General features: G+C 36.3%; 14 protein-coding genes. 3 read left to right on the forward strand and 11 right to left on the reverse strand.

The window, feature by feature from the left end; translation table 11 throughout:
• Positions 1 to 34: 34 nt before the first annotated feature.
• The 6 genes from AC3FI7_RS02390 to AC3FI7_RS02415 all read right to left on the reverse strand — a co-directional run bounded on the left by AC3FI7_RS02390 (position 35) and on the right by AC3FI7_RS02415 (position 6347).
• Positions 35 to 2428: a 3-hydroxyacyl-CoA dehydrogenase/enoyl-CoA hydratase family protein gene (locus tag AC3FI7_RS02390; RefSeq protein WP_343658245.1), complete on the reverse strand. Its 2394-nt coding sequence runs from the start codon at positions 2426 to 2428 to the stop codon at positions 35 to 37.
• Between the two features lie 53 nt (positions 2429 to 2481).
• Entirely contained in the window at positions 2482 to 2934 is a 453-nt protein-coding gene (locus AC3FI7_RS02395) for a MarR family winged helix-turn-helix transcriptional regulator (protein ID WP_041461799.1), read from the reverse strand.
• 165 nt (positions 2935 to 3099) lie between these two features.
• Positions 3100 to 4023 (reverse strand): ABC transporter ATP-binding protein, encoded by a 924-nt coding sequence (locus AC3FI7_RS02400; protein ID WP_491461302.1) that lies wholly within the window; start codon positions 4021 to 4023, stop codon positions 3100 to 3102.
• A gap of 99 nt (positions 4024 to 4122) precedes the next feature.
• The gene (locus AC3FI7_RS02405; RefSeq protein WP_491461303.1) at positions 4123 to 4500 is read right to left on the reverse strand and encodes a GxxExxY protein; all 378 of its coding nucleotides are present in this window, start codon (positions 4498 to 4500) and stop codon (positions 4123 to 4125) included.
• A gap of 289 nt (positions 4501 to 4789) precedes the next feature.
• Positions 4790 to 5761: a FecCD family ABC transporter permease gene (locus AC3FI7_RS02410; RefSeq protein ID WP_343658247.1), complete on the reverse strand. Its 972-nt coding sequence runs from the start codon at positions 5759 to 5761 to the stop codon at positions 4790 to 4792.
• Between the two features lie 25 nt (positions 5762 to 5786).
• Positions 5787 to 6347: a thioredoxin domain-containing protein gene (locus AC3FI7_RS02415; protein ID WP_491461304.1), complete on the reverse strand. Its 561-nt coding sequence runs from the start codon at positions 6345 to 6347 to the stop codon at positions 5787 to 5789.
• Positions 6348 to 6380: 33 nt separating this feature from the next.
• On the opposite strand from AC3FI7_RS02415, the gene AC3FI7_RS02420 reads away from it, so the two are divergent.
• Positions 6381 to 7505, forward strand: coding sequence for a ferredoxin--NADP reductase (locus AC3FI7_RS02420; RefSeq protein ID WP_142722479.1), 1125 nt, complete (start codon positions 6381 to 6383; stop codon positions 7503 to 7505).
• Positions 7502 to 8119, forward strand: a complete 618-nt coding sequence (locus AC3FI7_RS02425) for a SanA/YdcF family protein (protein WP_142722480.1) — start codon at positions 7502 to 7504, stop codon at positions 8117 to 8119. Before AC3FI7_RS02420 ends, AC3FI7_RS02425 begins: the two co-directional genes overlap by 4 nt.
• Here AC3FI7_RS02425 and tamL read toward each other — a convergent pair.
• Positions 8116 to 10725, reverse strand: a complete 2610-nt coding sequence (gene tamL, locus AC3FI7_RS02430; RefSeq protein WP_291898168.1) for a translocation and assembly module lipoprotein TamL — start codon at positions 10723 to 10725, stop codon at positions 8116 to 8118. The two genes, AC3FI7_RS02425 and tamL, sit on opposite strands and share 4 nt — an antisense overlap.
• Between tamL and AC3FI7_RS02435 the strand changes: the two genes are divergently transcribed.
• Positions 10711 to 11436 carry a TrmH family RNA methyltransferase gene (locus tag AC3FI7_RS02435; protein WP_142722482.1) on the forward strand — a complete coding sequence of 242 codons (726 nt, stop codon included), beginning with the start codon at positions 10711 to 10713 and terminating at the stop codon, positions 11434 to 11436. The genes tamL and AC3FI7_RS02435 overlap by 15 nt on opposite strands.
• A gap of 66 nt (positions 11437 to 11502) precedes the next feature.
• Here AC3FI7_RS02435 and AC3FI7_RS02440 read toward each other — a convergent pair whose 3' ends face one another.
• From AC3FI7_RS02440 to cmk, 4 genes are all read right to left on the reverse strand, one after another.
• The gene (locus tag AC3FI7_RS02440; protein ID WP_142722483.1) at positions 11503 to 12003 is read right to left on the reverse strand and encodes a phosphoribosyl-ATP pyrophosphatase; all 501 of its coding nucleotides are present in this window, start codon (positions 12001 to 12003) and stop codon (positions 11503 to 11505) included.
• A 3-nt stretch (positions 12004 to 12006) separates the two neighbouring features.
• On the reverse strand, positions 12007 to 12315 hold the full coding sequence (locus AC3FI7_RS02445; protein ID WP_142722484.1) for a phage holin family protein: 309 nt from the start codon (positions 12313 to 12315) through the stop codon (positions 12007 to 12009).
• A 79-nt stretch (positions 12316 to 12394) separates the two neighbouring features.
• The gene (locus AC3FI7_RS02450) at positions 12395 to 12745 is read right to left on the reverse strand and encodes a YtxH domain-containing protein (protein WP_002979824.1); all 351 of its coding nucleotides are present in this window, start codon (positions 12743 to 12745) and stop codon (positions 12395 to 12397) included.
• A gap of 95 nt (positions 12746 to 12840) precedes the next feature.
• Positions 12841 to 13515: a (d)CMP kinase gene (gene cmk, locus AC3FI7_RS02455; RefSeq protein ID WP_142722485.1), complete on the reverse strand. Its 675-nt coding sequence runs from the start codon at positions 13513 to 13515 to the stop codon at positions 12841 to 12843.
• Positions 13516 to 13545 lie beyond the last annotated feature (30 nt).

A 13545-nucleotide genomic window follows, 5' to 3' on the forward strand; every position in this document is an offset into this window, starting at 1 on the left:
TACTTTTTACATTTTACATCCGACATTGTACAAATTAATTTCTCAACGGTTTTCCATTCTGTAACATGTACTGAATTCTTTCCAGAGTTTTTCTTTCTCCACAAAGCTGAAGGAATGTTTCTCTTTCAAGATTCAGCAGATATTGTTCTGTAACAACTGTCGGTTCAGACAGATTTCCGCCTACCATTACGTTGGCCAGTTTATCTGCAATTTTCTTATCATGTTCAGAAATATAGTTTCCGGTTAGCATTTGGTCTGTTCCTACATAGAACATTCCTAATGCGTCTTTACCAAGAACTTTTACTTTTTGCTCAATTGGCTGGGTGTATCCTTGTTCTGCTAATAATTTTGCTACTTTTTTAGCTTCAGCAATCTGTCTGTTTTTACTTACGGAGACAATGTCTTTCCCTTTTTCAAGGATTCCCATATCGTAAGCTTCATAAGCAGAAGTGGCAACTTTACCCATTGCAATGTTCATGAACGCATCACGAAGTCTGTTATTCTTAACATCATCATTGTGGAATTCTCTGGAAGTTCTTAAGGTAAGCTCTTTGGTACCGCCACCGCCAGGAATTACCCCAACTCCGGTTTCAACAAGTCCGATATACGTTTCTGCAGCGGCAACCACTCGGTCTGCATGCATGGTCATTTCGCAACCTCCACCTAGAGTCATTCCGTGAGGAGCAACTACTACAGGAATAGAAGAGTAGCGTACTCTCATCATAGACTTCTGGAAGTAAGCGATAGCCATATTCAAATCATCCCAATCCTGTTCGATGGCCATCATTAGGATCATGGCAAGGTTAGCACCTACAGAGAAATTAGCCCCCTGATTTCCGATTACTAATCCATCATATTCTTTTTCAGCTAAATCAATGGCTCTGTTCAATCCATCCAGAACTTCGCCTCCAAGGGAGTTCATTTTTGAACGGATCTCAAAATTGATGATACCATCTCCTAAATCTTCAATGGCAGCCCCTGAGTTACTCCAAAGCGTTTTGTTTTTTCTGATATTATCTAAAATGATGAAAGCATCCTGGCCAGGAATTTTGTTGTATTCTCCTGAGTTTTTATCAACGTAAATGCTTTGTCCCTCGTCATTGACTTTATAGAATGTTTCCACATTTTTTACCCAGTCAGAAACCTCATATCCTGCATCTTTAGCCAGTTCAATACCTTTCTGAACACCTACTGCATCCCAGATTTCAAATGGACCGTTTTCCCATCCGAATCCTGCTCTCATAGCATCATCAATTTTGTATACTTCGTCAGAGATTTCAGGAACTTTGTGCGAGACGTAAGCGAATAATGCTCCTAATGATTTTCTGTATAATTCGCCAGCTTTATCTTTACCACCGATCAGCACTTTGAATCTGTCAATCGGCTTATCAATAGATTTCGTTAATTCCAGAGTGGGGAATGATGATTTTCCTTGCAGTTCATATTCTAAAGTATCAAGGTTTAATCCGTGAATTTCAGATTTTCCTTCTGCATTTTTCACTTTTTTATAGAATCCTTGTTCTGTTTTTGAACCCAGCCATTTGTTATCCATCATCTTCTGGATATAAGGAGGAAGGGCAAAAACATCATTGAAATCATTGGCTTCAGCACCGCTCTGACGAACTCCGTTGGCTACCATTACCAAAGTATCAAGCCCTACTACGTCAGCTGTTCTGAACGTTGCCGATTTCGGACGTCCAATGACAGGACCTGTTAATTTATCGACATCGGAAACCGTAAGTCCTAATTTTTGTACATTATGAAGAAGATCCATCATAGAGAATACTCCGATTCTGTTGGCGATGAAAGCAGGCGTATCTTTCGCTAAAACGGTCGTTTTACCTAAGAATTTCGCTCCATAATTCATATAGAAATCAATGATCTCAGGATCAGTATCGTTTGTAGGAATAATTTCTAAAAGCGGAAGATATCTTACCGGATTGAAGAAGTGCGTTCCGGCAAAGTATTTCTTGAAATCCTCACTTCGTCCTTCTGTCAGCAGGTGAATAGGAATACCGGATGTATTGGAAGAAATTAATGTTCCCGGTTTTCTGAACTGTTCAATCTTTTCATATACAGACTTTTTAATATCAAGCCTTTCTACTACCACTTCAATGATCCAGTCTGTGTTTTTGATTTTCGGTAAATCGTCATCGAAATTTCCGATTTTGATTCTGTCTGCAAACTTTGGTGAATAAAGAAGTGCAGGACTTGCTTTTTTAAGTTTTTCAAAGTTTTCGGAAGCAATTCTGTTTCTTACTGCCTTATCATCTTTGGTCAAACCTTTTTTCTGTTCAGCTTCAGTAAGTTCAAAAGGAACAATATCCAAGAGTGATACTTCAACACCAATGTTGGCGAAGTGAGCAGCGATACCGCTTCCCATAATTCCTGAACCAAGAACCGTTACATGTTTGATTCTTCTTTTCATATGTAAATTTTTATTTTGAGAAGATTAGATAGAACCGAAAGGTTCATCATAATTTATTTTCTGTTATTTAATAATTCGTTTGCTATTTTCATGATTTCGCTCATGACGTCTTTGAACGTTTCCATCTTTTCAGGGGAGATCTTTTCCATCACCTTCTTATTAAAGTTGACAACGACTTCTTTAGACATATTTCTGGAGTTTAACCCTTTATCTGTAAGTTTAATGATAACCTCTCTTTTATCGGTGGTTGTTTTTTCCTTATAGATATATCCGTTATCTTCCAGAAGTTTGATGATTCTCGTTAAAGAAGTAGGCTCAATTGCCATCTTTGGACCGAGATTGGTACTGCGGGTTCCTTCTTTAGGATCAATTTTAAGAAGAGTAAGGGCCTGTACAGCCGTTGAATCATGTTCCTGAGCTAATTCTGTGTACATTTTTGAAACAGCCAGCCAGGTCTGCTTTAAAATCAAATCTACGTTTTCTATTTTTTCCTTATTATTATCCATCATTTTTGCGTCAATGGTTTTACCCAAATTTAATAAATATTATGCATGCATAATATTTATTAACGTTAAATTTTGTTAATAACCTGATAGTAAATAGATTAAATTGTATGATTAGCATAATACTATGCATGCATAGTATGTGAATTAATCAAAGAAAACCTAGTATTAATGAATGTTTGAAATTAATTTAGTGATTTCTTCAAAAGATTCACATTGGTAATGAGCGGAATCTTTAGTGATTACCCAAAATGGGTCCTGAAATTCAAAATTCAGGTCAGACAGGTCTTTTTGAAAGTTTTTTTGAAGCAGAGAATACAGCATTTCCTTATGAAACTGTGGTGCTGAGATGAAGGGCGGAATAAAAGTCTCATTAATTTGAAATAAGGATGCATTGGTAAGCTCATCATGCTGAAGCAAAATATCCTCAACAATTCCCGAATAGAGATGGTTTTCTTTTACATACCAGATCTTGTCTGCAAATTCTTTGGCTAATCGCCAGTCATGGGAAGAAAAAAGGATAAGTTTATTCTGATCCTTGGCCAGTTTTCTCAGGGTTTTAAGAATGATGATTTTGTTTTTTTCATCCAGATGGGTTGTTGGCTCATCCAGAATAATGATAGGAGAGTTTTGGGTAATGGCACGGCCGATAAATGCTTTCTGCAGATTTCCGTCTGACAGGTTTTTAAGAAGGGTATATCGGTATTGACTTAAGTCCAGTTCTTCAATAATATGGGCAACTTCTTCGCGGTCTTGCTTTGTTAGTTCAAAATAAAAAGGATAGTAAATGTACTTTCCCAGGGAAATGAGGTCCTCAACTGTATAATGTTGCGGTATTACTGACTTTGAAAAAACGATGGCAATGTTTTCTGCAATTTCCTTTACCGAAAGGCTCTTCACATTTTTGCCATTAATAGAGATTTCACCATCCAGTAAAGGAAGCTGGTGAAGAATAGACTTGATAAGCGTTGTTTTTCCTACACCATTATTACCAATCAGCAGGCATACATCACCAAGCTTTAAATCCGCATTGGCATTGGAAATTAAAGTTGTATTGTAGCCGATATCTGCCTGTTTGATCTGTAGGTGCATACTTTTGTTGGTTACACGCGAAGGCGCAAATTATTTTACAAAAATAATGTTTTAAGGCGCAAGGAATTTGACTTTGTCAAATTTTTATCCTGTTTTATTTTATAAATTGTTTACAATTCTTGTTACTCCGTTTTTGAAAACATCGGATTGAAAATTGAGTAATAGCCCCAATTTACAGTTTGTCATTCTTAAGTAAGTCAAAAGTTGTGCTTTATGAGCAGGTGATATATACTCAACTGTTTTTATTTCCAGAATTACTTTATTTTCAATCATCAGGTCAAGTTTAAAAGCATTTTCTATTTTCAAATCTTCATAAATGATTGGAAGTAATTTTTGTTTTTCCACAAGAAACCCTGACTTTGTCAATTCATAGAACATACATTCTTCATATACATGCTCAAAAAGTCCTGCTCCAAGCTTTTTATGAATCTTTAAGTCTGTTTCAAAAACAATTTTTGAAATTTCATTTTCTGTCATTTGTGGTGTTTTGTTGAACCTAAATATAAGAATTGTTAGGGAAAGGATATCATGTCTTAAAATTTTTATTTAAGTGTACTGTTGGGTAAGCGCAAAGACGCAAAGTTTTTTATACAGTTTGTATATTTTAAGGCGCAAGAAAATCAAATATTTTCAGCAAGGATATGGTAATTTTTTTGTGAATTAAAATATGCAGTGCTCAATTTTATCGTAGATAAAATCTTTGCGTCTTAAAAATATATAGGATTTAAAAGTTTCTTGCGTCTTTGCGTTTATCCAACAAAAAAAATTACACTTTATTCTGTTTCAAAAGCATCATCAAAATGACAGGAATTCCAAATACTGAGCTTATTACATTGAGAGGAATCTGGGTTTTTTCAGCAATGACAGAAAAAAGCAGCATGATCAGTGTTCCCAGTAACATATTAAGGATCCATTGCTGCCATAATTTGGATGGGTTATAAGCCAGTCTGCAAAAGTGGGGAACAATAATTCCAATAAATAAGATCGGGCCCAAAAATGCAGTAACAGAAGCTGATAGGAGAGAAGACGCAACTATTATTAAGAATTTCAGCCGTTTCAGGTTGACTCCTAAACTTTGTGCATAAGCATTGCCCAGAGAATTTCCTATAAGTGGCTTTATTGCTTTGAAACAGATAAATATGCCAATAAAAACCAGGATGAAAAGTACATAAATCTGGTTTCTGGTCACCATATTATTCGCTCCGAAAGACCATAAAATATAGTTTTTAAGACTTTGATTCTCTGCATAAAACTGAAGCAACGATACAATAGCACCAGCAAAGGCAGATACAAGAAACCCGAAAATAATAAGGTATGATTTATCCTGAAATCTATTGGACATAGACAGTAATATCAGCATCAGCAATAAACTCCCGCCAATGGCCGATAAACTCAGGAAGCTATTCTGTAAAAACTCTGGCAGCAGAATATTGTGAGAAAAGAAGATGTAAAAAGCGACAGACAGGCTGGCAACCGATGTTATTCCCAGTATATCAGGCCCGGCCAGCGGGTTTTGAAAATATTCCTGCATCAGAAAACCTGAAGTAGGAATTGAAATTCCGGCCAGCATCATAACCAGAACACGGTTGATACGGATCTCAGCAATTTGATTGTGAGCTGAATCCTGAAAGAAATCATGGATATTTAAACTTAAAAATCCCGTGTTCAGATTAATGACCGCACTTATGATAATGGCAATCACGAATAATAAACTCAGGATTTTAAATCTTTTTGACATGATTCAGAAAGCGTTCAGTCTGTTTTTATTTTAAGAAAGAATCAATTTTTGAATTCAGTACCTCTTCCGTCATCATTCCCAGATATTCATCAGTTTTATTACCTTTTCTCATGAAAGTAAAAGGAATAGAACCTCCGTCCCATTGCTTAAAGTTATTATGGAAGAAGTTTTGATCCAATTTTTGTCCATCCAGTAAAACAATACTGCCTCCCAGTTTATTTTCTGTGGCGAAATTCTTAACAGCACCGGCCCATTCAGTTTTTTCATCAAGATTGATGAAAGTAAATTTTACAGGCTTTCCTTTTAATTCTTCCATTTTGCTTTTGAAACTTGGAATCTCCCTCATACATGGTCCACACCATGTTGCAAAGAAATTGGTAATATATAAAGTGTCATTGCTTTTTGCTAAATGCTGGCTTACAGTTTCAGGGGAAAGCTCTTTAGGGAGTACAGTACTTTCTATAGATTCCGTATTTTGAGATACAGAAAGTGAATCTGAGGCAGTTGTATTTTCAACTTTCTGACCTTCTTTTTTACAGCTGTACAGTGCCGCAAGAAGTAACGTGGATAAAATTATCTTCTTCATAAATTATTTTTTATCTATTTTTGAATTGAAGTTATGGAACAACAAATCTATAAAGGGAAACTGATACAGTTTCATCCGTTAAAAATAGCGAAAAAGGAAGAGCTGACCAAAAATACTTTTTCTCTGGAGTTTGATATTCCTGAGAATCTAAAAGAAAATTTCAGGTTTGAAGCCGGGCAGTTCGTCAGTATAAAATTTCAGTCACATGGGAAAGAGGTTATTAATGATTATTCAATGACTTCGGCACCCTATGAAGAAAAAATAGGTCTGGGAATAAAGATTAACTCTTCTGAAGGAGCTACTTTTCAGTTATTTCAAAACTACAATGTGGGGGATGTTTTATGGGTAAGTGAACCGGCCGGAAGATTTACGCTTGTTTCTAAACCAAGTGAGTTCAGGACTATTGTTGCTTTTGCTGCCGGAATTGGAATTACTCCTATTTTAAGTCATTTTAAAAATATCCTTCATAACGAACCCAGAACCCGCTTATTTTTATTTTTTGGAAATAAAAGCTCGGATGATCTGGTATATCGTGATCAGTTGGATAGTCTTGCCAGAACATGCGGAGACAGGCTTCAGATATTTTACTTTTTCTCACAGGAGAAAATCGCCGATCAGTTTTTCTACGGCCGTCTGGATGAAAAGAAACTGAACCTTATTATCAATCAGATTCTTCATTTGGATGATACAGACGAAGAATCTACAATCTGGGATGCCGTAGATGAAGTGCTGATCTGCGGAAAAGGTGAAATGATCAAGACATTAGCCAATGCCTGCTACCACCATGGAATTCCAAAAAAGAATATTCATTTTGAACTTTTTGAAGAATTTAATGATACTATTTATCCCGTAGAAAAAGAATTTCCTCTTATTGAAAATATAGAAGTTGAATTTACCATGCTGGGAAAAAAATATAACACCCAGCTTCCTGATAATAAGGATAAAATCCTGCAGCAGCTTTTGATTCAGAATTTCCCTGTACCTTACTCCTGTAAGTCCGGAATTTGTGGGAGCTGTGAATGTTCTTTAGAGGAAGGGGATGTGGAACTGCTGGAAAACGAGTATCTTACCGAAAAAGAGGAAGAGCAGGGACATATTTTAGCCTGTATGTCTATTGTGAAAAGTAAAAAAATAAAGCTTAACTTTGATCTTAGTTGAGAGTTATTAAGAACATATTTAACCTTGGGTTTATATCACTGGAATTGGGAATTCTGATGATATGCTTCTGTAATGTGTGGGTTTTCGGGCTCACCAACGGGAGAACCTATACCAAAATTTCAAAAATTCCTCCAAGAGAAATTGCTCTCGTTCTGGGAACATCTCCGAAAATGAGATCCGGAAATTCGAATCCCTATTTTACTAAAAGAATGGATGCCGCAGCTCTTCTTTATCATCATGGTAAAATCAAGAAAATTATAGTGAGTGGAGAGAAGAGTAAGGGATATAATGAACCGGGTGCTATGAAAAACTATCTGATTAATCAGGAAGGTGTTCCGGAAGATGTTATCATGGAAGATCCCAAAGGTTTCAATACCTATAAAAGTATTCTTCGTTGTAAGGATGTTTATAAAAAGAAAAATGTCATTATTGTATCTCAGGGATACCACAATCTTAGAGCATTGTTTTTTGCAAGAAATAATGATATGAATGCTTTGGGGTTTGATGCGCAGGATGTCACAAAACCAGAAAGTTTTTACAGAAATCAGGCGAGGGAAATCCTCGCCCGTGTAATTGCTGTGGTCTATTTTATTTTAGGCGTTTCTCCGGATTAGAAAGGATATCCGAACGCGATATTAACTGTTGGTTTGAAAGGCTGGATATACTTGATTCTCCATCGGTCGCCTTCAGGTTTATTGGGATCATAGATCTTATAGGCAAGGTCAATTCTGGCTGTAACGTAGGCAATATTTAATCGTAATCCAAATCCACTTCCGATACCTACCTGTTTCCAGAACTTACCGAATTTAAATTCATCACCATATCCATCGTTGTAGTTACGAAGGCTCCACGTATTCCCTATGTCGGTAAATAGGGCTCCCTCATAGGTTTTATTGAAAGGAATCCTGTATTCAATGTTGGTGGTAAGCTTTACGTTGTCGGTCATATAGGTACGTACTCTTTCATCAACCTGGGAATCTGCGGGCCCCAGCCCTCCAAATGCGACCCATGCTCTGATATCATTGGAACCCCCATTGAAATAGGATTTGATGATCGGCATATCCTGTGAATTCCCATACGGTATTCCGACTCCGATAAACTGGCGAAGCACCAATGTCTGGTTTCTGTTAAATCTGAAGTATTTTCTGGTATCAATATCAAATTTGACAAACTGTGCATAAGGCAGTCCGAAAATAGTTCTTTGCGGACCAATAACAACTCCGCCGCTATTATCTTTTTTATTGAATAAGCTAAGAATATTGCCGGCAAGCTCAACTTTTCCATTGAAATAAAATGCATTTGGATATTCTTTTTTTCCAATCTCACTGTATACAAAGTTGTAGATCATGGAAGAAATAAGGACATCCTGGGTCTGTCTGTCTTTGTTTACCAAAGTCCCTCTGAATGCTGTTAAAAGATCTGTTCCCTGTTGGTTAAGACTCGCACGGTAAGCATCATTCTCAATAATTTTTTTGGAAACCTCGTCTACGCTGAGCTTCCCATCTTTATAATCCTGTCCGGTTTGTGCTGTTTCTGGGTTAAATTTAAAATAATCGCCGAAGACTTCATCTTTTACTCTTCCATCGTTTACGAAATAGTCATAATAAGCATCTTTATTTTTGGTCAGACTGACCTGAGTATTGAATAATGTAAGCTTATGATATACCTGGTCATTTACACTGGCCTGATAGTTCAATCCCGTATTAAAAATGATTCTTCCCAAACCGATATTGTTCTGAATGGATGCTCCCAGCAAAATAGATGAAGTGGGCGTATACCGTTTAGGAATCAGTTTGTAATAATTAAAAGGCAACAATAGTCTTGGGAAATTCAGAGAAGCCTGTGCTGATATTTCGTAAGCAGCCACTCTTTTGCTGATATCTTTCGTACTTCTTATAGATCCGAATGTTCCTGAAAGACTGGTAGAAAGGTTTTCTGCTCCCCTGAAAACATTCCGGGTGGTAAGGTCAACAGAAGGAGAGATCCCCAGGTTGAGCACCTGAGAATAATTAATATCAGTTCCCACCTTAAGTTCATATTTTGGAAGTGGTTTCAGTACATATAAAATATCAACAATACTGTCGTTAGGGGAGGTCATTCCACCTTGTCTCAGAGAATCTCTTGCTTTGACAATACTGAAGTTGTTCATCGCTAAAAGATTTCTCTTGGTAACATCCAGCTTCGTTTGATCAAAGACTTTTTTACTGTCCGGAATAATAGCTCTCCATATAGATGAAAGTTTGTACTTATCATTCATCGTGTGGAATCGTATCCTCCGTAAACTGTCTTTTTTCGTATTTTTAGGATAATCTCCGGGTTCGTCCACAATAGCAACATCAATATTTCCAAATGTGGCAATTTTATATGGAGTATCCAGGGAATCTTTATGAATTTCCAGTGTTAAAGGAACTTGTTTTCTGCTTTTAAGAGAATCTGCCACAAAATAAACTTCATCATTGGAAGCATTGAATCTATAGTAACCGAATTCTCTCATCAGATCAGTAATTCTTGTTACTTCTCTTTCAAGAACGGTCTGATCAAGAATCTGTCCGGATCTCACAAGACTTTTGTTCAGAAAAGAACTGTAGTATCCTTTGATCCCCTGATCGGGAATATTATAGTAATAATCTTTAATGCGCGTAGGATCATTATGTCTGACAAAATAATTGACAGAGGCTTTTTTAGAAGCAGAGTCCAATGTATGTTTAAATTTTACATCTGCATCCCAATACCCTCTGTAGGTAAGTCTTTTCTTAATGGATTCAGCACTTTTTTCACTTCGCGTCTGATCAAGAATTACAGGTGGTGTTCCCCAGTTGTGCAATAAACGGTCAAAAAGCAGACTTTTTCCTACACTGCTTTTCATATTATATTTAAGGAATAAAGAATCTCTCAGCTTTTGATTTCTCATCTCACCAGGATAGGTCATATATTCGTTAAGTATAGTGTCGTACTTTGGGGTAGCCATATTGTACAGAAGAAGACTTAACGGCATGAAAAGGAATTGCTTTTTATTAGGCTTCTGCTGAATATAGTCTTTGAGTTCCTCATCAAAAAATTCTCTCTTATCCTCAAATTCCAGACTGTTTTTAGTAAGCAGGTATTCACCGTCAGGAACTTTTTTTGTCGTACTACAAGCATAAAGGAGACCAACAAATGTTGCAAATGAGATAATTTTATAATATTTTTGAGGAGAATTCTTATAATGCTTACAGCTCATACAATAAAAGTTTTACAATCTTTAGATAAAAAGAAGTTCAGACAAAAATACAATTTGTTTTTGGTTGAAGGCAATAAAATCATTTGTGAACTTTTTAATTCTAACTTTAAAGTTAAAGAAATATTATCAACCGATCCACAAAAATTGGACCGTACTGATATTCCCATTACCCATATCTCTGAAAATGAATTAAAAAAAATCAGTTTTCTCAAAACGCCGAAAGATTCCGTAGCAGTATGCTATCTTGCTCAGGAAGAAAAGCTGGCGGATAAGAATATACAGCTGGTTCTGGACGGGATACAGGATCCCGGAAATTTAGGAACCATTATACGGTTGGCAGACTGGTTCGGAATTGAACAGATCATCTGCAGTGAGGATACTGTAGATTTTTATAATCCAAAAGTAATTCAGGCAACAATGGGATCATTTACCCGGGTGAATGTTGTGTATACTGATCTTGTGAAATACCTTTCTGAAACAGAAAATGTAAACATCGGAACAGATATGGAAGGGGAGAATATCTATACTTTTAGAAAACCGGAAAAGATCAATCTGATTTTAGGAAACGAAGGAAATGGAATGAGACCAGAAACAGAAAAACTTTTACAGAAAAGTATCAGTATTCCGAGATTTGGAAAATCCCAGTCTACAGAAAGCCTTAATGTATCTATGGCAGCCGGGATTATTTTAGGACAGTTATTTTCAAAATAGAACTTAGAAATTAGGGCTTAGGATGTGAAAATATGAAACTATTTTTAAATCCTAAGCCCTAATTCCTTAAATCAGTTGTTCCATACTGGAAACACTTTTATTTTTTTGATAGACTTCCATCTTTTTTCTTACATATTTCAGGGCTATAGGAGCAAGATAGATGAGTGCCGCACCAATCAGTTTTTTCTTCCAATTGGAGCTTTTCATATTCTTCTTGGCATAGTTTCCTATAATGGCAGTTACTCCCAGCTTAACAAGGCTGTCTGTAATGCTGCTTCCTTTGAAAGCAGAACTGGCAAGTCCTACAGCTGTATTTTTGCTGATGAGAAGGTCTTTTACTTCTGAAGTAAGCTGTTTGGCAATGACATCTTTTCTAAGAACTACTTTTTCATCACCGTCTTCATCTACTTTTTCCTGAAGATACTGGTCACTTAAACCATTGGTAAACGCACTTAGACTTTCCTTTGTGTTTTTGAAGGTGAGAAGATTTTCCAGGTCGCTTATTTCACTTTGAAGCAGTTTTTTCTTTCTTCTTAATTCTTCTATGCTCTCGTATTTTCTGCCCATAGCTTAATGATTTAAAAATTTAATAACCTGATCTGCAACAGCATTGACAATTTTACCTTTGAATGCAATGACAAATGCCATTACCAAAGCATAAAACCCAGCAACAATTAAGAATCCGTAAGAATAATTATCCAGTGCTTTTCCAATAAGAAAAGCAATTCCAAAATTGAAAAGGATAATAAAAAAAGCAAAAGCAACAAGCAGTACTACAAAGTAAGTAATGAGCCCGGCAGAAAGAGACGACTTTTCAGTCGCTTCAATTTTCAGAAGATCTATTCTTTTGGAGGCGTATTCTTTAATAGTTTCTATCATTGTTTTTTTTTAAAGTTACAAAAAAAGGAACTTTCGCACAAAAGTTCCTCTCTGTAATTTACTTAAAAAGTTAAATTACTTATTTTTTCAGATCATTCAGTTCTGCTTCTACATCTTTTGCCAAATCTGCAGTTTTAGAAACAATCTGATCCTTGTATTTGTCATATCCGTCTTTCACAGTATGTGCTACGCTACTTGCAGTTTCTTTGAAAGTAGAAGAAATATTGCTGTACTGGTCTTTTACCTTTTCTGAAACCTCTCCGTATTTATTTTTTGCCTGATCTTTAAGATCATTCGCTTTTGTTTTGATCTTTTTTCTGGTTTCTTTACCTTCTTCCGGTGCGTATAACATTCCTAAGATTACACCTGCCGCAGCACCTGCAAGAAGTCCTGCCAATATACCTGCTGTATTATTTCCTTTTCTAGACATTTTAAGTTTTTTAATAATTAATAATAGATTAGTTTTTACAGTAATAAAACTTACAATTTGTATACCAAAGGAGGCCTGAAGCCTATTAAAAATTGTTAAATCTTTTTGATGTGAGATAAAATAAGGGCGATGGTTTCATCCTTGGTCAGTTCAGAATTATCAATCACAATAGCGTCATCAGCCTGCTTCAATGGAGCTATTTCACGCTCGCTGTCAATTTTGTCACGTTCTATAAGATTTTGCTTTACCTGCTCTTTATCTGCTTCAATGCCCAGTCCTTTCAGCTCCAGAAATCGCCTTTTGGTTCTTTCATCAATACTGGCAGTAAGAAAAAATTTATAGTCCGCATTTGGCAGAACTACTGTCCCTATGTCACGTCCGTCCATAATAACGCCACCTTTTTCTGCCAAAGTACGCTGTGACTGCAGCAAAAAGTCTCTTACTTCTTTCTGCTTGGCCACAAGGCTTACATTATCAGACACAATATTGGTACGGATTTCTTTAGAGATATCAGAATTATTAAGGAAGAGAACAAGCGTTCCGCCGTTGTTTTTAAATTCAAGTTTGATCTGGTCAAAAGAAGACAACAGCATATTCAGGTCAATCTCACCTTTTGCGTTCAGGCAATGCTGTAAAGCATACCAGGTAACTCCTCTGTAAAGCGCTCCTGTATCCATATGAATAAGTCCCAGTTGATCAGCAATGATTTTAGAGATAGAACTTTTTCCGGTAGACGAGTACCCATCGATAGCAATTACAGGTTTTTTCATACTGCAAATTTCAAGATTTTTTCTTAAAAA

This window comes from Chryseobacterium sp. TQ-BC-N36 (assembly GCF_058382295.1).

Bases quoted from the DNA above. Each gene is read 5' to 3' on its own strand.
- AC3FI7_RS02390 (WP_343658245.1), bottom strand. From the start codon at position 2,428: ATGAAAAGAAGAATCAAACATGTAACGGTTCTTGGTTCAGGAATTATG.
- AC3FI7_RS02395 (WP_041461799.1), bottom strand. From the start codon at position 2,934: ATGGATAATAATAAGGAAAAAATAGAAAACGTAGATTTGATTTTAAAG.
- AC3FI7_RS02400 (WP_491461302.1), bottom strand. From the start codon at position 4,023: ATGCACCTACAGATCAAACAGGCAGATATCGGCTACAATACAACTTTA.
- AC3FI7_RS02405 (WP_491461303.1), bottom strand. From the start codon at position 4,500: ATGACAGAAAATGAAATTTCAAAAATTGTTTTTGAAACAGACTTAAAG.
- AC3FI7_RS02410 (WP_343658247.1), bottom strand. From the start codon at position 5,761: ATGTCAAAAAGATTTAAAATCCTGAGTTTATTATTCGTGATTGCCATT.
- AC3FI7_RS02415 (WP_491461304.1), bottom strand. From the start codon at position 6,347: ATGAAGAAGATAATTTTATCCACGTTACTTCTTGCGGCACTGTACAGC.
- AC3FI7_RS02420 (WP_142722479.1), top strand. From the start codon at position 6,381: ATGGAACAACAAATCTATAAAGGGAAACTGATACAGTTTCATCCGTTA.
- AC3FI7_RS02435 (WP_142722482.1), top strand. From the start codon at position 10,711: ATGCTTACAGCTCATACAATAAAAGTTTTACAATCTTTAGATAAAAAG.
- tamL (WP_291898168.1), bottom strand. From the start codon at position 10,725: ATGAGCTGTAAGCATTATAAGAATTCTCCTCAAAAATATTATAAAATT.
- AC3FI7_RS02440 (WP_142722483.1), bottom strand. From the start codon at position 12,003: ATGGGCAGAAAATACGAGAGCATAGAAGAATTAAGAAGAAAGAAAAAA.
- AC3FI7_RS02445 (WP_142722484.1), bottom strand. From the start codon at position 12,315: ATGATAGAAACTATTAAAGAATACGCCTCCAAAAGAATAGATCTTCTG.
- AC3FI7_RS02450 (WP_002979824.1), bottom strand. From the start codon at position 12,745: ATGTCTAGAAAAGGAAATAATACAGCAGGTATATTGGCAGGACTTCTT.
- cmk (WP_142722485.1), bottom strand. From the start codon at position 13,515: ATGAAAAAACCTGTAATTGCTATCGATGGGTACTCGTCTACCGGAAAA.